The organism is Streptomyces sp. NPDC096079 (genome assembly GCF_040303145.1).
In the GTDB taxonomy this organism is placed as follows: Bacteria; Actinomycetota; Actinomycetes; order Streptomycetales; family Streptomycetaceae; genus Streptomyces.
In genome coordinates this window covers 78146-97124 of record NZ_JBEOST010000017.1, presented here as the reverse complement: position 1 = coordinate 97124, position 18979 = coordinate 78146, and the positions used below count along the sequence as shown (strand labels likewise).

General features: G+C 74.8%; 18 protein-coding genes. 8 read left to right on the top strand and 10 right to left on the bottom strand.

The window, feature by feature from the left end; genetic code table 11:
* Positions 1–355: 355 nt before the first annotated feature.
* Genes ABTY59_RS28310 through ABTY59_RS28300 form a run of 3 tightly spaced genes read right to left on the bottom strand, consistent with a single transcriptional unit; the run spans position 356 to position 3977 of the window.
* Positions 356–2914: an ABC transporter permease gene (locus tag ABTY59_RS28310; RefSeq protein WP_352021871.1), complete on the bottom strand. Its 2559-nt coding sequence runs from the start codon at positions 2912–2914 to the stop codon at positions 356–358.
* Entirely contained in the window at positions 2911–3681 is a 771-nt protein-coding gene (locus ABTY59_RS28305) for an ABC transporter ATP-binding protein (protein WP_352021870.1), read from the bottom strand. The genes ABTY59_RS28310 and ABTY59_RS28305 overlap by 4 nt, the downstream gene beginning before the upstream one ends.
* On the bottom strand, positions 3678–3977 hold the full coding sequence (locus ABTY59_RS28300; protein ID WP_352021869.1) for an SHOCT domain-containing protein: 300 nt from the start codon (positions 3975–3977) through the stop codon (positions 3678–3680). The genes ABTY59_RS28305 and ABTY59_RS28300 overlap by 4 nt, the downstream gene beginning before the upstream one ends.
* Positions 3978–4134: 157 nt before the next feature.
* Here ABTY59_RS28300 and ABTY59_RS28295 point away from each other — a divergent pair, with 157 nt between their 5' ends.
* Both ABTY59_RS28295 and ABTY59_RS28290 read left to right on the top strand, forming a co-directional pair.
* Positions 4135–4725, top strand: coding sequence for a TetR/AcrR family transcriptional regulator (locus ABTY59_RS28295; RefSeq protein WP_352021868.1), 591 nt, complete (start codon positions 4135–4137; stop codon positions 4723–4725).
* 158 nt (positions 4726–4883) lie between these two features.
* The gene (locus tag ABTY59_RS28290) at positions 4884–5468 is read left to right on the top strand and encodes a DUF4865 family protein (RefSeq protein WP_352021867.1); all 585 of its coding nucleotides are present in this window, start codon (positions 4884–4886) and stop codon (positions 5466–5468) included.
* A gap of 241 nt (positions 5469–5709) precedes the next feature.
* Here the strand turns inward: ABTY59_RS28290 and ABTY59_RS28285 are convergent, their stop codons facing one another.
* Complete coding sequence (locus ABTY59_RS28285) at positions 5710–6486, bottom strand: cyclopropane-fatty-acyl-phospholipid synthase family protein (RefSeq protein WP_352021866.1); 777 nt, start codon at positions 6484–6486, stop codon at positions 5710–5712.
* A gap of 85 nt (positions 6487–6571) precedes the next feature.
* Between ABTY59_RS28285 and ABTY59_RS28280 the strand changes: the two genes are divergently transcribed.
* A complete protein-coding gene (locus ABTY59_RS28280) occupies positions 6572–7030 on the top strand; it encodes an SRPBCC family protein (RefSeq protein WP_352021865.1) in 459 nt (152 codons plus the stop codon).
* A gap of 114 nt (positions 7031–7144) precedes the next feature.
* Here ABTY59_RS28280 and ABTY59_RS28275 read toward each other — a convergent pair whose 3' ends face one another.
* The gene (locus tag ABTY59_RS28275) at positions 7145–8371 is read right to left on the bottom strand and encodes an ROK family protein (RefSeq protein WP_352021864.1); all 1227 of its coding nucleotides are present in this window, start codon (positions 8369–8371) and stop codon (positions 7145–7147) included.
* A gap of 106 nt (positions 8372–8477) precedes the next feature.
* Between ABTY59_RS28275 and ABTY59_RS28270 the strand changes: the two genes are divergently transcribed.
* Together ABTY59_RS28270 and ABTY59_RS28265 are read left to right on the top strand one after the other, a co-directional pair.
* Complete coding sequence (locus tag ABTY59_RS28270) at positions 8478–9701, top strand: MFS transporter (RefSeq protein ID WP_352021863.1); 1224 nt, start codon at positions 8478–8480, stop codon at positions 9699–9701.
* Positions 9702–9733: 32 nt separating this feature from the next.
* Entirely contained in the window at positions 9734–10477 is a 744-nt protein-coding gene (locus tag ABTY59_RS28265) for a maleylpyruvate isomerase family mycothiol-dependent enzyme (protein WP_403539108.1), read from the top strand.
* Between the two features lie 112 nt (positions 10478–10589).
* On the opposite strand, the gene ABTY59_RS28260 is transcribed toward ABTY59_RS28265, so the two are convergent.
* The 3 genes from ABTY59_RS28260 to ABTY59_RS28250 all read right to left on the bottom strand — a co-directional run bounded on the left by ABTY59_RS28260 (position 10590) and on the right by ABTY59_RS28250 (position 13242).
* A complete protein-coding gene (locus ABTY59_RS28260) occupies positions 10590–11255 on the bottom strand; it encodes a response regulator transcription factor (RefSeq protein WP_352021861.1) in 666 nt (221 codons plus the stop codon).
* Positions 11252–12439, bottom strand: a complete 1188-nt coding sequence (locus ABTY59_RS28255) for a sensor histidine kinase (protein ID WP_352021924.1) — start codon at positions 12437–12439, stop codon at positions 11252–11254. Before ABTY59_RS28255 ends, ABTY59_RS28260 begins: the two co-directional genes overlap by 4 nt.
* Before the next feature lie 107 nt (positions 12440–12546).
* Entirely contained in the window at positions 12547–13242 is a 696-nt protein-coding gene (locus tag ABTY59_RS28250; RefSeq protein WP_352021860.1) for a TetR/AcrR family transcriptional regulator, read from the bottom strand.
* A 253-nt stretch (positions 13243–13495) separates the two neighbouring features.
* On the opposite strand from ABTY59_RS28250, the gene ABTY59_RS28245 reads away from it, so the two are divergent.
* Complete coding sequence (locus ABTY59_RS28245) at positions 13496–13948, top strand: nitroreductase family deazaflavin-dependent oxidoreductase (RefSeq protein ID WP_352021923.1); 453 nt, start codon at positions 13496–13498, stop codon at positions 13946–13948.
* Positions 13949–13989: 41 nt separating this feature from the next.
* Here the strand turns inward: ABTY59_RS28245 and ABTY59_RS28240 are convergent, their stop codons facing one another.
* The gene (locus tag ABTY59_RS28240) at positions 13990–15315 is read right to left on the bottom strand and encodes a geranylgeranyl reductase family protein (protein ID WP_352021922.1); all 1326 of its coding nucleotides are present in this window, start codon (positions 15313–15315) and stop codon (positions 13990–13992) included.
* Between the two features lie 261 nt (positions 15316–15576).
* Between ABTY59_RS28240 and ABTY59_RS28235 the strand changes: the two genes are divergently transcribed.
* Complete coding sequence (locus ABTY59_RS28235) at positions 15577–16941, top strand: dipeptidase (RefSeq protein WP_352021859.1); 1365 nt, start codon at positions 15577–15579, stop codon at positions 16939–16941.
* Positions 16942–17117: 176 nt separating this feature from the next.
* A complete protein-coding gene (locus tag ABTY59_RS28230; RefSeq protein ID WP_502995436.1) occupies positions 17118–17822 on the top strand; it encodes an MBL fold metallo-hydrolase in 705 nt (234 codons plus the stop codon).
* Between the two features lie 8 nt (positions 17823–17830).
* On the opposite strand, the gene ABTY59_RS28225 is transcribed toward ABTY59_RS28230, so the two are convergent.
* Entirely contained in the window at positions 17831–18865 is a 1035-nt protein-coding gene (locus ABTY59_RS28225) for an NUDIX hydrolase (protein ID WP_352021858.1), read from the bottom strand.
* Between the last annotated feature and the right edge of the window lie 114 nt (positions 18866–18979).

Here is an 18979-nt window from a genome sequence, read left to right as displayed (position 1 = left end):
AAGTCCTGCCCGCGCGTCTCCTTCGAGGGACGCGCGGGCAGGAGGGAGCCCCTGAAGTCCGGTGGTACGGAGGGGGTCCGACGGCACGGAGGGGTTCTCCTCCGTCACCTGCCGTCCGGCATATGAGCATCGGCTTGGTCAAGGCCCATGGCGGGCGCCCTCCGGAGGGTCTGCTCGACCTCACCGGGGATGCCTTCTTGGTGATCATTCTCCATGACGCGAAACACCCCAGAAGGGACGCGAGTTGACGCGAACCTGTGATGTGCACCACGCAATTCCCGCCAGTCGTGGCGCAATTCCGGCCCCCGCCACCGGGTGAGTCCGCAAGGGGTGGCGGGGGCCGGCCAGCCGTCGGTCACTCGGTGGCGATCGCCCGGAGAACCTCCAGACGGGCCGCACGGCGGGCCGGGCGCCAGGCCGCCACGGCTCCGGCCACGAGGCCGACCAGGGCGACGGCCGCGAGCCGCACGGTGGGGACGGCGAAGGCGAGGGCGCTGTCGCCCGAGAGGTCCGAGGCCCGGACGAGCACCCAGCCGAGGAACCCGCCGAGCGCGAGTCCGCCGACCGTGCCGAAGGCGGCGACGAGCACGGACTCCCAGCGGACCATCGCCCGCAGCTGGGACCGGGTCTGCCCGACGGCCCTCAGCAGGCCCAGCTCGCGCGTCCGTTCGTGGACGGAGAGGGTCAGGGTGTTCGCGATGCCGAGCAGGGCGATCAGGACCGCGAGCGCGAGGAGCGCGTAGATCAGGGTGAGCATCATGTCGATGCCGCCCGCCGAGGCCTCCGCGTACTCGTCCCGCGTCTGCACCTCCGGATGGCCGTACCGGTCGGCGACCTCGGTCACGGCGGCCTTGCCCTCCTCCGGCCGGACGCCGTCCGCGAAGGAGACGGCGACGAGCCGGTCGGCGTCCTGGGTGCGGTGCGGGGCCCAGGCCTCCCGGGTGAGGAGGTAGTCGCCGGCGAGGTCGGAGCGTTCGTACACCGCGCGGACCGTGAAGGTGTGGCGGCTGCCGTCGGTGAACGTCAGCACGGCGGTCCGGCCGGGCGCCAGACCGGAGTCGGCGGCCTCGTCGGCGGCGACGGCGAGCCCGTCCGTACCGAGTCCGGCGAGGGAACCCCGTACCTCTCCCAGGTCGAGGGTGCGGGCGAGGGCCGCCGGCTCGGTGACCGTGAGCGCGCGGCCCCGGCCGTCCACCTCGGCGACACCCCGCCCCAGGCCCACGGCGGTGTCGACCTCGGGCAGCGCGGCTACGGCCGGGGCGAGCCGGGGGCTGAGCCCGCTGCCGCCCGCGCCGAACGAGGGCGCGCCGATGGCCACGTCTCCGGCGAAGGAGCGGTCGACGGTGCGGTCCATCGTCGCCTTGAGGGAGGCGCCGAAGACCGTGAAGAGGGTGACGACGGCGACGCCGATCATCAGGGCGGTGGCGGTGGCGGCCGTCCGTCCCGGGCTGCGCAGCGCGTTGCGGCGGGCGAGCCCGCGGTTGGTGCCGCGCAGCGGGCCGCCGAGCACGCGTACGGCGAGGGAGGCGGCGACCGGTCCGAGGACCACGAACGCGGCGACGGCGAGCGCGGCACCGGCCGACGCGAGCCACAGCGACGGGGTGCCGAGGACGCCCACGAGGACCGTGCCGACGGCGGCGGCGAGCAGCGCGCCGCCGGTCAGCGCCCGCCGGCGCGAGGTGCCCGAGGCGTCCACGTCCGTCTCGCGGAGCGCGGCCAGCGGGGCGGTGCGCCCGGCCCGGACGGCCGGCAGGAGCGCCGAACCGGCGCAGACGGCGAGCCCCACTCCGAGCGGCAGGAGGAGGGAGGTGCCGGTGACGACGAGGTCGCCCTCGGGGAACGGGAAGCCGATCGCGGGGAACAGCGCCTGGAGTCCGGCGGCCACGCCGATCCCGGCGAGGAGCCCGGCGAGGGAGGCGAGGAGACCGACGGCGAGCGCCTCGGCGAGGGTGCCGGTGACGACCTGGCGGCGGGCGGCGCCGATGGCGCGGAGCAGGGCGTTCTCGCGGGTCCGCTGGGCGACGAGGACGGCGAAGGTGTTGTGGATGGTGAAGACGGAGACGAGGACGGCGACCCCGCTGAACACCAGCAGGAAGGTGGTGAACAGGTCGAGGAAGCGGCCGGAGATCATCTCGGTGTTCTCCTCGGCGGCCCGCTGTCCGGTGATCGCCTCGACGCCGTCCGGCAGCACGGGCCTCAGCGCGGCGACCAGTGCGTCCTGGGAGACGCCGGGCCCGGCGCGTACGGCGATGCTCGTCGCCTCGCCGGGGCGGGCCGTCAGGTACTTCTCGGCGTCGGCGCGGGTGAGGCCGGTCCAGGTGACCTGCCCCATGCCGTCCGCGCCGCCGAAGGTGGCCAGGCCGACGACGGTGACCTTCACCGGGTCGGGGGTGCGCAGGACGGTCGTGTCGCCGACGGCGAGACCGGCCGTCCTCGCCGCGCCCCGGTTGACGACGGCCTCGCCGGGGCCGCTCGGCTCGCGGCCTTCCGCGAGGCGGTACGGGTTGAGGGCGGGGTCCTCGATCCAGTTGCCCGCGAGGGTGGGCGGGCCCTTTCCGCCGACGGGGGTGCCGTCGGCGGCGAGGAGCTGGCCCGCGCCCTCGATCCGGGGCGCGGCGGCGGCGACTCCGGGGACGCGGGCGAGCCGCTCCGCGAGGCCGGCGTCGACGGGGCCGCGGGTGCCCTGGGCCTCGCCCGCGGCGGTCACGGTGGTGGCGCTGCGGACGACGGCGTCGGTGCCGCGGGTGGCGCTGGTGAACATCGAGTCGAAGCTCGCGCGGAGGGTGTCGCCCATGACGAGGGTGCCGGTGAGGAAGGCGACGCCGAGGAGGACGGCGGCGAAGGTGCCGAGGAAGCGGCGCCGGTGCGCGCGCAGGGAGGAGCGGGCGAGCCGGAGGGTGGCGGGGGTGTTCATGTCGCACCTCCGGGGACCCTCGCGGTGCCCGTGTCGAAGGCCTTCAGGCGGTCGAGGACGCGGTCGGCCGTGGGGCCGGTCATGCGGTCGACCAGCCGGCCGTCCGCGAGGAAGATCACCTCGTCGGCGTGGGCGGCGGCGACCGGGTCGTGGGTGACCATCACGACCGTGCGGCCGGTGTCGCGGACGGTGCGGCCGAGCAGGCGGAGGACCTCCTCGCCGGACCGTGAGTCGAGGTTCCCGGTGGGTTCGTCGGCGAAGACGACGTCGGGATCGCCGGCGAAGGCGCGGGCGACGGCGACGCGTTGCTGCTGTCCGCCGGAGAGTTCGCTCGGCCGGTGGTGCAGCCGGTCGCGCAGTCCGACGGTGTCGACGAGCCGGTCGAGGCGTTCCCGGTCGACGGGGTGTCCCGCGAGGTCCAGCGGGAGGGTGATGTTCTCGGCGACGGTGAGGGTCGGCAGCAGGTTGAAGGCCTGGAAGACGAAGCCGATCCGGTCGCGGCGCAGCAGGGTCAGGCGCCGGTCGTCGAGGGTGGACAGATCGGTGTCGCCGACGAGGGCGGCTCCGGAGGTGAGGGTGTCGAGTCCGGCGGCGCAGTGCATCAGGGTGGACTTGCCGGATCCGGAGGGGCCCATGACGGCGGTGAAGCGGCCGGCGGGGAAGTCGACGCTCACCCCGTCGAGGGCCCTGACCTCGGTGTCGCCGCGCCCGTAGACCTTGACGGCGTCGACGACGCGGGCGGCGGGGAGCGGGGCGGGGGTGGTCATGTCCGGCGCCCCTTCGGGTCGGCGGCGCGGCCGAACTGCTCCTCCAGGACGCTCAGCCGGCGCCAGTACTCGTCCTCGTCGATCTCTCCGGCCGCGAACCGGTGGCCGAGCAGGGCGATGGGCGAGTTCTCGTCCGGTCCCGCGTCGCGGCGGAAGCCGCCGCCGGGACCGAAGCCGCGTCCTCGGCGCCATCCGGCGCGGCGGACGACGGTGACGACGCCGATGACGACGGCCGCCCAGACGAGCGGGAAGAAGAGGATCCACGGGCCGGGGCCCGCGTAGGCGAGTGTGTTCATGAGGGTTCAGCTCCTCCGCTGAGCGATGCGGTGCGGTTCGTGTTTCGAGAGTCGCTCCGGGAAGGGGTCCGGGTCGTCGTACGGGCAGCGGCTTCCGCCGTACGACGCCGGGAGTACGTGCTGCGCCGGGAACTGCTTCCGCTCTGTACCTACTGGTATGTACAGTGCGCTCATGAGCATGAACGCGTCGGAGCGGCTGATCGAGGCGACCCGCGAGCTGCTGTGGGAGCGGGGCTACGTGGGCACCAGCCCCAAGGCCGTCCAGCAGGCGGCGGGGGCGGGCCAGGGCAGCATGTACCACCACTTCGCCGGCAAACAGGAACTGGCGCTCGCCGCCATCCGCCGCTCCGCGGACGAGCTGGGCGCCGCCGCCGAGGCGGTCCTGGGCGTCGGGGGTTCGGCCTACGCCCGCATCGAGGCGTATCTGCTGCGCGAGCGCGAGGTCCTGCGCGGCTGTCCGGTGGGGCGGCTGACGATGGACCCGGAGGTGATCGCGCACCCGGAGCTGCGCGCGCCGGTCGAGGAGGTGCTCGGCCGGGTGCGCGGCAGGCTCGCCGAGGTCGTCCAGGAGGGCCTGGACAGCGGCGAGTTGAGGAGCGGCCTCGATCCCGACGCGATCGCGGCCTCGGTGCTCGCGACCGTGCAGGGCGGATACGTGCTGGCCCGCGCGACGGGCTCGCGGGCGCCCTTCGACAGCGCCGTGCGCGGGCTGCTGACCCTGCTCGCCCCACCGACCCGGACGCCGTGACCCCCTGGCCGCACCGGCCCGGACGCCGTGTTCCGGGTTCCCCCCACCCGGGCCGGACGCCACGTTTCCGGGTCGCCCCCACCCGGCCCGGACGCCACGTTTCCGGGTCGCCCCCACCCCGCCCGGACGCCGGGTCCGGAGAGACGGAGCCCTTTCCCGTGCACGCCGCGCAGTACGAGATCACCCTGCCCGCCGACTACGACATGGAGATCATCCGCAAGCGGGTCGCCACGAGGGGCCATCTCCTCGACGACTTCCCCGGACTCGGCCTGAAGGCCTATCTGATCCGGGAGCGTGACGCCGGTTCACCCGTGAACCAGTACGCGCCGTTCTATCTCTGGAACACCCCCGAGGGCATGAACTCCTTCCTCTGGGGCCCGGGTTTCCAGGGCATCGTCGACGACTTCGGCCGGCCGGTGGTGCAGCACTGGACGGGCCTGTCGTACGAGGAGGGGCCGGCGGCCGCGTCGGCGCCTGGCACGGCGACGCGGCGCAGGACACCGCTCGGCGAGGCGGTCCCGCCGGGCGAGGCCGTCGCGGAGGCGGTCGCCCGGCATGCGCGCGAGGCGCGGCGGGACGGGGTGGTGGCCTCCGCGCTGGCGGTCGACCCGCGCCACTGGGAGCTGCTCGCGTTCACCCTGTGGGCGGGCACGGAAGCCCCGGCCGAGGAGGGCGAGCGCTTCCAGGTACTGCACCTGTCCCAGCCCGGCCGGCCGGCGCTCCGGAGCGGGCGGCTGTGGTGACCGCCCGGCCTGAGCCTCAGGGGGAGGCCGAGGCCACCGCGCCGAGCACGGCGTGAGCCTCAGGCCACCGCGACCGGCAAGGCGTGCGGCTCAGGCCGACCGCGGCCGGCAAGGCGCAGGCTCAAGCCACCGCGACCGGCAAGGCGCAGGCTCAAGCCACCGCGACCGGCAAGGCGCAGGCTCAAGCCACCGCGACCGGCAAGGGGCAGGCTCAGGCCACCGCGACCGGCAAGGCGTCGGCTCAGGCCACCGCGACGAGCGTCAGGTAGGCCATGCCGAGCACCCTCCGGTAGCCATTGAGCCAGCCGGAGCGCTGCGCGTCGACGCGCTCCCGCGTCTCGGCGGCGAGCGGGTGGTCCGGATGGGCGGCGAGCCAGACCTCGGTGTCGTACCGGTAGCCGGATTCGAACTCCTCCCACTCCTCCGCGCTCGCGGTCTCGATCCACGCCGGACGGAACCCGGCCTCGATCGCGAGGTCGACGAGCGCGCCGAGCGAGTGGTGGTCGCCGGCACTCGCCCCGGGCCACATCCCCGCGAGATCCGCCTCGGTGGGCGTGCGCTCCCAGAAGCCCTCGCCGAGCACGACCCGCCCACCGGGCCGTACGAGCCGGCGCAGCTCCCGGAGCGCCGCGGCCGGGTCGTGCGGCAGCTCGGGGTCGCAGAGCGCCTGGCTGGACCCGAGGCAGAGGATCGCGTCGACGGGGCCCCGGTCGGTGCCGAGCGCCGACTCCTCGACGAAGGCCACGCGGTCGGCGAGCCCGCGCTCCTCGGCGAGTGCCCGGCCGCGGGCCAGGTCCTCGGCGTTGATGTCGATCCCCACGCCCTTGGCCCCGGGCTCCGCCTCCAGGAGGCGCAGGAGCAACTCGCCCCAGCCGCAGCCGATGTCGAGGGCGTCGGCGGGCCCGGCGGCGGCGAGCCGCTCGATCATGCGGGTGGCGCGCCGCTGGGAGAGCGGGCCGTGGAAGGTGAGGGCACCGAGGCGCGGAGGAAGACCGGATGCGGAGTCTGAAGTGATCACGGTGGGGAAGGGTACGACGCCGCCCGTCCCCCCGCGCGCCGATTTCCGACGGCGGCCCGGCCGGTGCGCGGCTAGCCTGGGAGGCGTGTACACCACACGCGTGTCCCGCCACATCGACGCCCCCGCCTCGGTCGTCTACCGGTCGCTGCTCGATCCGGAGGCCGTCGCCCGCTGGCGGGTGCCGTACGGCATGACCTGCGAGGTGCACGCCTTCGAGGCGCGCGAAGGGGGCGCGTTCCGGGTGTCCCTGCGGTACGAGTCGTCGGAGGGCCTCGGCAAGTCGGGGGCCGCCACGGACACGTACCACGGGACCTTCCTGGAACTCGTGCCGTACGAACGGGTCGTCGAGAGCATCGAGTTCGAGACCTCGGACCCCCTGCTCCACGGCACCATGATCCTCACGACGACGCTGACCGAGATCGGTGAGGGGACCGAGGTGCGGGTCGTGCACGAGGGGGTGCCGGACGGCGTTCCGGCCGACGACAACGAGGCCGGCACGCGCACGGCCCTGGACCGGCTCGCCGCGCTGGCCGAGGGACGGTAGGACGTCGCTCCTCCGGGGCCCCGGCCAGCCCGGACGCGGCTCGGCTCGCCCCGGGCCCCGCCCTGCCCCACACGGCTCGCCCCGGGCCCCGCATCCGGCCCGCGATGTCCCGGCTCAGACGGACTCGCGGCCCAGCGCCGCCAGCGGGTCGTCGAGGACCGGCTGCCAGGCCAGTTCGGCGGCGCCCACGAGGCTGTTGTGGTCCAGGGTGCACGGCAGGATCGGCACCCCGCCGCTGCGCCCCCAGAGGCTGCGGTCGGCGACGACCGCGCGGAGCCGCTCGGGATCCGCGTCGAGGAGTTCGCGGTGGAGCCCGCCCAGGATGATCCGGTCCGGGTTGAGGATGTTCACCAGGCCGGCGAGGCCCAGACCGAGCCGGTCGATCAGCTCCCCCACCGCGACCCGGACCCCCGGGTCGCCGGGGCTCGCCCGCAGCAGGTCACGGGACTGCTGGAGCAGCGAGACCTCGGGGCCGGGGACCCGGCCCGCGGCCGTGAGGAAGGCGAGCGGGTCGGTCTCGACGTCGAGGCAGCCCCGGCTGCCGCAGTGGCAGGGGCGGCCCTCGGGGTTGACCGTGAGGTGGCCGACCTCCAGGGCGAGGCCCGAACTCCCGGTGTGCAGGCGACCGTCGAGGACGAGCGCGCCGCCGACGCCCCGGTGACCGGTGGCCACGCAGAGCAGGTCCCGGGCACCGCGCCCCGCGCCGTGGCGGTGTTCGGCGAGCGCGGCGAGGTTCACGTCGTTGCCGGTGAAGGCGGGGCCTTCGATGCCGGCGGCGCGCACCCGCTCGGCGAAGATCTCCCGGACGGGCGCACCGGCGGGCCAGGCCAGGTGGAGGGGGTTGAGCGCCGTCCCCTCGGGTTCCGCGACGGCCGACGGTGCCGCGAGTCCGGCGCCCACGCAGCGGCGGCCGCTCTCCGCGAGGAGCGCGGCCCCCGCGTCGACGACCGCGCCGAGTACCTGTGCCGGGTCGGCCGAGACGGTGACGCAGCCGGGAGCCGTGGCCACGATCGTGCCGCCGAGCCCCACGAGGGCGGCGCGGAAGCCGTCCGCGTGGACCTGGGCGGCGAGGGCGACGGGACCCTTCTCGTCGACGGCCAGTCGGTGCGAGGGCCGCCCCTGGGAGCCCGCCGCGGCACCGGGGTTGGAGTCGACGCGGATGAGGCCGAGGGCCTCCAGCTCGGCCGCCACGGCGCCCGCGGTGGCCCGGGTGACACCGAGTTCGGCGGTGAGGACGGCCCGGGTCGGAGCCCTGCCGGTGTGCACCAGCTCCAGTGCGGGGCCGAGCGCGCCGCGCCCCCTGTCCAGCCGTGTCCGGGTCGTCGTCGCCTTGCCGTTCATGGGGGTGAGTCTCCCATGATCGGGCGGCTGGGGTGACCCCCGGCCGGGGCGGGCGGATGTGCCCGCCGGGTTGATCGACCGTGGTGGTGGGCCCTATCCTGAGTTTGTGCCGCTACTAAACAAAGTACGGACGGCCGTATCGGGGGGACCCGGCGGAGACACCGCCGACCTCTCCCTGTCCCGCCTCCGCTCCGCCCTGACCCTCTTCTTCGCCCTCGACGGCTTCCTGTTCGCCGGCTGGGTCGTCCGGATCCCCGCCGTCAAGCAGCAGACCGGCGCCTCCGCCGGCGACCTCGGCCTCGCCCTCCTCGGCGTCTCCGCGGGCGCCGTGATCACGATGACGCTGACCGGACGCCTCTGCCGCCGGTACGGGTCCCACGCCGTGACCGTCGTCACCGCCGTCCTGCTCTCGTTCTCCGTAGCGCTGCCCGCACTCACCCGCTCCCCGCTCGCCCTCGGTCTCGTCCTGCTGCTCTTCGGCGCCGCGTACGGCGGGATCAACGTCGCCATGAACAGCGCCGCCGTCGATCTCGTGGCAGCGCTGCGCCGACCGGTGATGCCCGCCTTCCACGCCGCGTTCAGCCTCGGCGGCATGCTCGGCGCCGGCCTCGGCGGGCTGCTCGCCGGGAGCCTGTCCCCCGCCGTCCACCTCGCCGGGCTCACCGCCGTCGGACTCGCGCTCACCGCCGTCGCCGGACCCGTTCTCCTGCGGCACCCCGCCCCCGTGCCCCCCGAAGCCCTCCCGGCGTCGTCCGGCACCCCGTCACGGACCGGCGGGTCACGCCGTACGGTCCTCGTCTTCGGCGTCATCGCGCTCTGCACGGCGTACGGCGAAGGGGCGCTGGCCGACTGGGGCGCCCTCCACCTCGCGCAGGACCTGCACGCCCACCCCGGCGTCGCCGCCGCCGGCTACTCCGTCTTCGCCCTGACCATGACCGCCGGCCGGCTCTCCGGCACCGCTCTGCTCGAACGCCTCGGCCAGACCCGCACCCTGGTCTTCGGCGGCGCCACCGCCGCCTGCGGCATGCTCCTCGGCGCCCTCGCCCCGAGCGTCTGGGCCACGCTCCTCGGCTTCGCGATCACCGGCCTCGGCCTCGCGAACATCTTCCCCGTCGCCGTGGCCCGCGCGGGCGCGGTCGCGGGACCCGGCGGGGTGGCGACGGCCTCCACCCTCGGCTACGGCGGCATGCTCCTCGGCCCACCCTCGATCGGCTTCCTCGCCGACTGGTTCTCCCTGCCGGTGGCCCTCACCACGGTCGCGGTGCTCGCCGCCGGCGCGGCCGCCATGGGCTACGGGGCGCGCAACGCGGGTGCTGGACCGGAGAGTTGAGCGGAGATGCCAGAATCCGCTCCATGGACACCCTGACGACCATCGCGCACATCGAGGCACTGGAGACGGCCGGCCGCGGCCTCGCGGACGCGGCCGCCGGGGCGGGGACGGACTCCGAGGTGCCGAGCTGCCCCGGATGGCGGGTCCGCGACCTGCTCCGCCACACGGCCTCCGTGCACCGCTGGGCCACGGCCTTCGTGGCCGAGGCGCTCACCGCGTACCGGCCGGAGGGCGAGGAGACGACGCTCGACGGCGACGAGCTGACGGCGTACTACCGCGAGGAGCACGCGCGTCTGGTCGCCGCCCTGCGCGCCGCCCCCGCCTCGCTGGAGTGCTGGACGTTCCTCCCGTCGCCCTCCCCTCTGGCGTTCTGGGCGCGGCGGCAGGCGCACGAGACGCTCGTCCACCGCGCGGACGCCGAGTCCGCGCTCCGGGGCGCCCCGGGGCCGGTCGCTCCGGCGATCGCCGCCGACGGCATCGACGAGCTGCTCGCCGGCTTCCACTCCCTCGACCGCAGCCGGGTACGCACGCCCGAGCCCCGGACCCTGCGGGTACGGGCGACGGACACCGGTGACGCCTGGACCGTCCACCTGACGGCGACCGAGCCGCCCAGGACCGAGCGGAAGGACGAGGGCGGAGGCGTCGACACGGAACTGAGCGGCCCCGCCGACCGGCTGTACCTGACCCTCTGGAACCGGCTGCCCACCGACGCCGTGACGGTCACGGGCGACGAGGGGCTCGCCCGGCTGTGGCGGGAGACCTCGGCGATCGGCTGAGACCGGGAGACGCAGCGGCCCCGCCCGGCGTCAGCTCCGCCCACCGTCAACCCCCGCCCGGCCCCAGCCCCGCCCGCCGTCCGCCCCGCCCACCCGTCGACCCCGCCCGGCGTCAGCCGAGCCAGCCGGGGCGGACCAGACCCGACTCGTAGGCGAGGACGACGAGTTGGGCGCGGTCACGGGCGCCCAGTTTCACCATGGCGCGGCTGACGTGGGTCTTCGCGGTGAGGGGGCTGACGACCAGCCTGCGGGCGATCTCCTCGTTCGACAGGCCAATGCCCACCAAGGCCATCACCTCCCGCTCCCGCTCGGTCAGGGCGCCGAGCGCGGCCGTCGCCGCCGGGGCCTTGGAGCGGGCCGCGAACTCCTCGATGAGGCGGCGGGTGACCCCCGGCGAGAGCAGCGCGTCGCCGTGGACGACCGCCCGCACGGCCCTCAGCAGCTCCTCCGGCTCGGTGTCCTTGACCAGGAAGCCGGAGGCACCGGCCCGGAGCGCCTCGAAGACGTACTCGTCGAGCTCGAAGGTGGTCAGCATGACGACCCGCACCTCGGCGAGGTCCGGGTCGTCGGTGATGCGCCGGGTCGCCTCCAGGCCGTCGAGCCGGGGCATCCGGATGTCCATGAGCACGACGTCGGGGCGCAGGGCGCGGACCCGCTCGACCGCCTCGTCGCCGTCGGCGGCCTCGCCGGCCACCTCGATGTCGGCCTGGGCGTCGAGCAGCGCGCGGAACCCCGCCCGTACCAGCGACTGGTCGTCGGCGAGCAGCACACGGATCACGAGGTTCGTCCCTCCGGGCGGAGCGGGAGTACGGCGTGGACGCGGAAACCGCCGTCCGGGCGGGCACCCGCCTCGATCGTGCCACCGAGCGCGCCGGCCCGCTCCCGCATCCCGGCGAGTCCGTTGCCGCTGCCGCCGGCCTCGGTGCCGGTGGCGGGGCCGTCGTCGTCGACGGTCAGCTCCAGGCGTCCGGTGCCGCGCCCGATCCGCACCCGGGCGGTGCGCGAGCCGGAGTGGCGCACCACGTTGGTGAGCGCCTCCTGCACGATCCGGAAGGCGGCGAGGTCCGTGCCGGGCGGCAGCGCGGCCTCGGGGCCGCTCGTCACGACGGTGACCGCGAGGCCCGCGGCGGCGGCCTGCTCGACGAGCTCGGGAAGCCGGCCGAGTCCGGGGGCGGGGGCGCGCGGGGCGTCGCCGGGGGTACGGAGGGTGTCGAGGACCTGCCGGACCTCGCCGAGCGCCTCCTTGCTGGCCGCCTTGATGGTGGTCAGCGCACTCCTGGCCTGCTCCGGGTCGGAGTCGAGGAGGGCGAGCCCGACGCCCGCCTGCACGTTGATCACGGAGATCGAGTGCGCGAGCACGTCGTGGAGTTCGCGGGCGATCCGGAGCCGCTCCTCGTCGGCGCGGCGCCGCTCGGCCGCGGCCCGTTCCGCCCGCTGCTGCGCCCACTGCTCGCGCCGCACCCGGACGGCCTCGGAGGCGGCGAGCACGGCGACGGCGAACGCGGCGGCCGGCAGCTCCTGCCCCCAGGGGGCCGGCCCGTCGCCCGGCGGGGGCAGCCATCGGTAGAACCAGTGCGAGAGCAGCAGATGCCCGGCCCAGAGCAGGCCGATGGCCCACCAGGCGGCTCGCCGGTGGCCGTGGACGACGGCCGCGAAGCAGGCGACGGCGACCATGACGAAGACCGGGCCGTACGGGTATCCGGCCGCGAGGTAGCCGAGGGTGACGGCCGCGACGGCGAACACCGCCGGCACGGGCCGACGGTGACGGAACAGCAGGGGGACGGCCCCGGCCAGGAGCAGCACCCGGCCGACCGCGTCGAGGGCCTCCCGGTCCGGCTGGTTCCGGGCGGCGAAGCCCGTTCCCGCCATGACGAGGACGGCGATCAGCAGCGTCGACCGCCAGGGCAGTCCGCCGCCCCGCCCCCATCGCTCCCAGGGGCCGCGCGGCCGCTCCTCGTGCATACCGGCGTCCATACCGGTCACGCTAACCGCGCGGGCCCCGGCCGCACGTCAGCCCGGCGGGGTGGTCGCGCCTACTCCCCCGGGAGTACGAGGGCGGGGTCGTCGCGTCAGGAGCGCGGGAGCAGGCCCACGTCCTGGCCCAGCCGACGGGCGGCCGCCGCGAAGAAGGCGTCCCGGTCCTCGACGACGCGGTGGAACTGGCCGAAGACCTCGAAGGAGACGAGGCCGAAGAGCTGCGACCAGGCGGCGACGAGCGAGATGGCGAGGGCCGGCGGGAGGTCAGGGGCGAAGTCGGCGCTCATCCGGACGGCCTCGGGGCGCAGCTCCTCCGGCAGCGGCGGGAGCGCGACGCCCTCGCCGGTGTGGGCACGGCGGGCGATGTCGATGAGGACGAGGCCCACGCGGGAGGCGGGGACGACCGTGTCCTGGGGGGCGGTGTAGCCGGGGACCGGGGAGCCGTAGATGAGGGCGTACTCGTGGGGGTGGGCGAGGGCCCAGGCGCGGACGGCGCGACAGACGGCGGTCCAGCGGTCCAGGGGGCGCTGTGCCGCGGTGTCGGCCGCGGCCTGTTCGGCGGTGGCGCCGACGGCGTCGTAGGCGTCGACGATGAGTGCCGTGAGCAGGTCGTCGCGGCTGGGGAAGTAGCGGTAGAGCGCCGAGGAGACCATGCCCAGCTCGCGGGCGACGGCCCGCAGGGACAGCTTGGCGGCGCCTTCGGCGGCGAGCTGGGTGCGGGCCTCGTCCTTGATGGCGGCGGTGATCTCGATGCGGGCGCGGGCGCGGGCTCCTCGAACGGTCGTCATGGAGAGCAGTGTGCCACTTTCGGAGCACGGGAACGAAACGAGAGCACCGCTCTTGCTTGCGAGCGGCAAACCGTGCACACTGATCTCAAGAGAGAGCAGTGCTCACACTTTGCAGCCGCAGGAGGCCCCCGTGTCCGCTCAGCCCACCCCGTCCACCCCGTCCACCCCGTCTGCCCAGCCCGCTCAGTCTGCCCAGCCCGCTCAGTCCGCCGAGCCCGCTCAGCCCGCCGGCTCGGCCCCCGCCGCCCACGTCATGAAGCCCGGCTGGTTCACGGTGAACGTCCTCAACCGCGCGGTCGCCTGGATGACCCGCCGCGGCATCAGCGTCTGGGGCTCCCGCGTGCTCGCGGTCCGCGGCCGCAAGAGCGGCGAATGGCGCCGCACCCCCGTCAACCTCCTGACGGTGGACGGCGCCCAGTACCTCGTCGCCCCCCGCGGCCACGTCCAGTGGACCCACAACATGCGGGCCGCCGGCGGCGGGCAGCTGCACCTCGGCAAGCACGTGCAGGAGTTCACCGCCGTCGAGGTCGCCGACGACGACAAGCCCGTCCTGCTCCGCGCCTACCTCAAGCGCTGGAAGGCCGAGGTCGGCGTCTTCTTCGACGGGACCGGCCCCGACTCCTCCGCCGAGGAGCTGCGGGCCATCGCGCCGAAGCACCCGGTCTTCCGCATCACGACGACGGGCCCCGCCACCCCGGCGGCGTGAAGCTGCCGGGGCGGCGGAGCCCGTATCGGACGGACCGGGCGTCAGGCCCCTTCCGGGACCTCCGGGGACTTCGTCTCCTCCGGCTCGGACGCCGAGGCCTCCCGCCCCCCGACGCCCCGCCCCGCGGGGCCGACACCGGACGTGGTGTCCATGCGCTTGTCGAGGAGTTCGAGAGCCCGCCTGGCCATGCCGTTCGAGCGGACCATGCCGCCGAGCGTGGCCGCGCCCCGGGTGATGTCCGCGAAGGCGTTCCAGGCCGGCCGCACTCCCGTTATCACCGCGTGCAGCAGACCCGGCCGCCGCTCGAAGACGGCGAGCATCCGCCGCCCGACCGCCATCTCGACGCCGAGCCCCGCCTTGATCGCGAAGGCGTAGTTCAGGGCCTGGCGCCGCGCGTCGACCGCGTCGTTCGACTCGGCGACCCGCACCGCCCACTCGCCGGCGAGACGGCCCGAGCGCAGCGCGTACGAGATGCCCTCGCGCGTCCACGGCTCCAGGAGACCGGCCGCGTCACCACAGACGAGGACCCGGCCGCGGGAGAGCGGCGAGTCGTCGGTGCGACAGCGCGTCAGATGGCCGGAGGAGACGGTGGGCTCGAAGCCGGCCAGGCCGAGCCGGGCCACGAAGTCCTCCATGTACCGCTTGGTGGCGGCGCCCTCACCGCGCGCCGAGATGACGCCGACGGTCAGCGTGTCGCCCTTGGGGAACACCCAGCCGTAACTGCCGGGCAGCGGGCCCCAGTCGATGAGGACCCGCCCCTTCCAGTCCTCCGCCACGGACGGCGGTACGGGGATCTCCGCCTCCAGGCCCAGGTCGACCTGGCCGAGCTTCACCCCCACATGGGCGCCTATCCGGCTGGCGCTGCCGTCCGCACCCACGACCGCGCGCGCGAGCACGGTCTCGCCGTCGGCGAGGACAACGGCGACCGTCCGCCGGTCCGGCACCGCCGGGCCGTGCTGCTCCACCCGGGACACCGTGGCGCCGGTCCGCAGCTCGGCGCCGGCCTTCTGCGCGTGCTCGACGAGCTGCGCGTCGAACTCCGGGCGGTTGATGAGCCCGAAGAGCATCCGGCGCGAGCGGCGGGTGCGGGCGAAGCGTCCCTCCAGGGAGAAGGTGACGGCGTGGACGCGGTCCTGGAGGGGCAGTTCGAAGCCCGGCGGGAGCGAGTCGCGCGAGGGGCCGATGATGCCGCCGCCGCAGGTCTTGTACCGGGGCAGCTCCGACTTCTCCAGGAGCAGCACCCGGCGGCCGGCGACCGCCGCCGCGTAGGCGGCCGAGGCGCCCGCCGGTCCCGCGCCGACGACCACGACGTCCCAGACGTCCGCCGACTCCTCGGCCCCGGGGGCCGAAACCTCCTCGTCCGACACCGCGTCCGCGTTCCCCGCGCCGCTCCCGGTGGCCTCAGGAGCCGTGTCTCCGGGCTCGGTGGGCTCCGGACCGGCGTTCTCTGCGTGCTCGCTGCTCACGTGTGCTTCTGCTCCTGATCCGACCGGTGGTCTGCTCCTGACGCATCCTACGGCGCGGTAGCCAGGTGCCCGCCCGTAGGATCGACGGTGCGTTCGGCGTACCACGACATACGGCGAACGTCCTCCTCACGTCGTAACGTCGCACCCATCAGGAGCGTGCCCATGACCTCGAATCCGATCGCCGAGACCGTCCGGTCCCTGATGCCCCGGGCCAAGGCCGAGCTCACGGAGCTGGTGGCCTTCGAGTCGGTGGCGGACGAGGCCGTGGCGCCCCGCAGCGAGTGCGAGGCGGCCGCGAACTGGGTCGCGGACGCCCTGCGCGCCGAGGACTTCCAGGACGTGGCGCTGCTCGACACCCCGGACGGCTCGCAGTCCGTGTACGGCGTGCTGCCCGGCCCGGCCGGCGCGCCGACCGTCCTCCTGTACGCGCACTACGACGTGCAGCCGAAGCTGGACGAGTCCGTCTGGCTCTCGCCGCCGTTCGAGCTGACCGAGCGGGACGGCCGCTGGTTCGGGCGCGGCACCGCCGACTGCAAGGGCGGCTTCATCATGCACCTGCTCGCGCTGCGCGCCCTCAAGGCGAACGGCGGCGTGCCCGTGACGGTCAAGGTCATCGTCGAGGGCTCGGAGGAGCAGGGCACCGGCGGTCTGGAGCGGTACGCGGAGCAGCACCCCGAGCTGCTCACCGCCGACGCCATCGTGATCGGCGACGCCGGCAACTTCCGCGTCGGGCTGCCGACCGTGACGGCGACCCTGCGCGGCATGACGATGATCCGGGTCACCATCGACACCCTGGAGGGCAATCTGCACTCCGGTCAGTTCGGTGGCGCCGCGCCCGACGCGCTGGCCGCGCTGATCCGCGTCCTGGACTCGCTGCGGGGCCCGGACGGCTCCACCGTCATCGACGGGCTCGCGGGCGACCAGGTGTGGGAGGGCCTCCAGTACCCGGAGGAGGACTTCCGCCAGGACGCCAAGGTCCTCGCGGGCGTGTCCCTGCCGGGTGCCGGCACGGTCGCCGACCGGATCTGGGCGCGGCCCGCCGTCACGGTCATCGGCATCGACTGCCACCCGGTGGCCGGCGCGACCCCGTCGGTGCCGAAGTCGGCCCGCGCGCAGATCAGCCTGCGGGTGCCGCCGGGCGAGGACGCGGCCGAGGTGACCAAGCTGCTCTTCGCGCACATCGAGAAGCACACGCCGTGGGACGCCCGGGTGTCCCTGGAGCAGGTCGGTCAGGGCCAGCCGTTCCAGGCGGACACGTCCAGCCCGGCGTACGCGTCGATGGCCGAGGCGATGCGGATCGCGTACCCCGGCGAGGAGATGCAGACGGCGGGCATGGGCGGCTCGATCCCGCTGTGCAACACGCTGGCCTCGCTGTACCCGGAGTCGGAGATCCTGCTGATCGGCCTGAGCGAGCCGGAGGCGCAAATCCACGCGCCGAACGAGTCCGTCTCGCCGGAGGAGCTGGAGCGGCTCTCGGTGGCGGAGGCGCACTTCCTCGTCAACTACGCCCGTTCGAAGCAGGCCTGACGGCAGCTCGACGCGCGTGACGGCAGCTCGACGCGCGTGACGGCAGCTCGACACGTCCGACGGCAGCTCGACGCGCGTGACGGCAGCTCGGTCCGGCGCTCGGTTCAGCGTTCGGCGAAGCTCGCCGAGAGCGTAGAAGCGCACGGCGGACCTGCGCGGATGCGTAGGTTCGCCGTATGGCATCCATCGAACTCGGCAGGATCACCCCGCGGTTGCACCTCCTCGACTACTCCATCGGCCAGGCGTACCTGTGGCGGGACGAGGAGGAGCTGACCCTGATCGACGCCGGCTGGGCCGGGACGGCGGACGCCACGGAGGCGGCGATACGGTCGGCCGGTCTGGATCCGGCGCGGCTGCGCCGGATCGTGCTGACCCACTGCCACCGGGACCACGTGGGCTCGGCCCAGGAGCTGGCGGACCGGCACGGGGCGGAGATCCTCGCGCACCGGCTCGACGCACCGGTGATCCGGGGCGAGGCCCCCGTCCCGGACCCGGACCTCCTGGACTGGGAGCGTCCGATCTTCGCGCACGGCCTGACCTCGCCGGAGGCGCCGCCGACCCGGGTCGACCGGGAGCTCGAGGGCGGCGAGGAGCTGGGCTTCGGCGACGGCGCCGTGGTGGTGCACGCCCCCGGCCACACCCCGGGCTCGATCGCCGTCCATCTGCCGCGCCACGGCGTGCTGTTCACCGGGGACACGGTGGCCTCGGTGCCGGACGTGATGTTCGGCGTGATGCACGTCGACCGCGCCCTCGCCCTCGACTCGATGCGGGCCCTCGCGAAGCTCGCCCCCTCGGTGCTGTGCTGCGGGCACGGGGCGCCGGTGACCACGGACACGGCGGACCGGCTGGCGGCGGCGGTCGTGGCGGCGGAGGCTCCGTAGGGAGGAGGTCAGCCCACCGGTACGCCCGCCTCCAGGTTGAGGACCGTGCCCCGTTCGCGGGCGCGCAGGGCCCAGCGGAGGCGCCGGTAGCGGACGGGGGGCAGCAGTTCTTCGGCCTCCTCCTCGGTGACGAACCGCCAGCCGCGCAGTTCCGCTCCGGGAAGGTGGAGGCGTGCGGTGTCGGCGGTACGGAGGGTGCCGCCGTCGAAGAGGAGGCGGAGCCCGCCGTAGCCGGGAGGCTGGGGGCGTTCCCAGTCGACGAGCAGCAGCCGGGGGACGGCGTCGAGTTCGAGGCCGATCTCCTCGGCGACCTCGCGCATCCCGGCCCGGGCGGGCGCCTCGCCGGGTTCGACGACTCCGCCGGGGAACTCCCAGCCGGGCTTGTAGGTGGGGTCGACCAGGAGGAAGCGGTCCTGCTCGTCGAAGAGCAGGACGCCCGCGGCCAGCGTCTCGCCGGTCGGCTCGGGCGTCTGGACGATGCCGCAGGGGGCGGCCTCCCCCGCCTGGACCGCGTCGGCGACGGCCCGGGCGGCCTCGGCGGCGGTCAGCGCCGAGGTGTCGAGCGTGTACGCGTCGGCCGCGAGCCAGCCGAGGGCGGCGCGGTACGGCGGCAGGTGCTGGTGGCACCATTCCCGGACGCGCGCGTCGGCCTCCGGGTCGCCGCTCTCCGCCCGGCCCTCGATCCGCTCGCGCAGGATCGTTTCCTCCGGGGCGAGCAGCACATGGCGCACCTCGATGCGGCGGGCGGCGAGCCCGCCGAATATCTCGTCCCTGTACTCCTGGCGGAGCAGGGTCATCGGGACGACGAGGACGCCGCCGACCTCGGCGAGCAGGGCCGCCGCGGTGTCGACGACCAGACGGCGCCAGATCGACAGGTCCTGGTAGTCCTCGACCTCGGCGAGCCGCTTGGCCGGGAGGAGCCGGCGCAGTCCCCCGCCGGTGAGCTCGGGGTCGTACAGGGTGCTGTTCGGGATCAGATCGACCAGCTCGCGCGCGGTGCTGGACTTTCCCGCACCGAACGTACCGTTGATCCAGACGATCACGTTTCCCCCTCTTCGATAGCCCCCAGTGGCTTGCCCGCAACACCCTGCCACGGAAACCACGTACACATGTCCCGGCATGTGCCGGTCGCCCCCGGGCCGCCGCCGTCGGACGCG

Bases quoted from the DNA above. Each gene is read 5' to 3' on its own strand.
- ABTY59_RS28310 (WP_352021871.1), bottom strand. From the start codon at position 2,914: ATGAACACCCCCGCCACCCTCCGGCTCGCCCGCTCCTCCCTGCGCGCG.
- ABTY59_RS28305 (WP_352021870.1), bottom strand. From the start codon at position 3,681: ATGACCACCCCCGCCCCGCTCCCCGCCGCCCGCGTCGTCGACGCCGTC.
- ABTY59_RS28300 (WP_352021869.1), bottom strand. From the start codon at position 3,977: ATGAACACACTCGCCTACGCGGGCCCCGGCCCGTGGATCCTCTTCTTC.
- ABTY59_RS28295 (WP_352021868.1), top strand. From the start codon at position 4,135: ATGTACAGTGCGCTCATGAGCATGAACGCGTCGGAGCGGCTGATCGAG.
- ABTY59_RS28275 (WP_352021864.1), bottom strand. From the start codon at position 8,371: ATGAACGGCAAGGCGACGACGACCCGGACACGGCTGGACAGGGGGCGC.
- ABTY59_RS28255 (WP_352021924.1), bottom strand. From the start codon at position 12,439: ATGCACGAGGAGCGGCCGCGCGGCCCCTGGGAGCGATGGGGGCGGGGC.
- ABTY59_RS28250 (WP_352021860.1), bottom strand. From the start codon at position 13,242: ATGACGACCGTTCGAGGAGCCCGCGCCCGCGCCCGCATCGAGATCACC.
- ABTY59_RS28245 (WP_352021923.1), top strand. From the start codon at position 13,496: ATGAAGCCCGGCTGGTTCACGGTGAACGTCCTCAACCGCGCGGTCGCC.
- ABTY59_RS28235 (WP_352021859.1), top strand. From the start codon at position 15,577: ATGACCTCGAATCCGATCGCCGAGACCGTCCGGTCCCTGATGCCCCGG.
- ABTY59_RS28230 (WP_502995436.1), top strand. From the start codon at position 17,118: ATGGCATCCATCGAACTCGGCAGGATCACCCCGCGGTTGCACCTCCTC.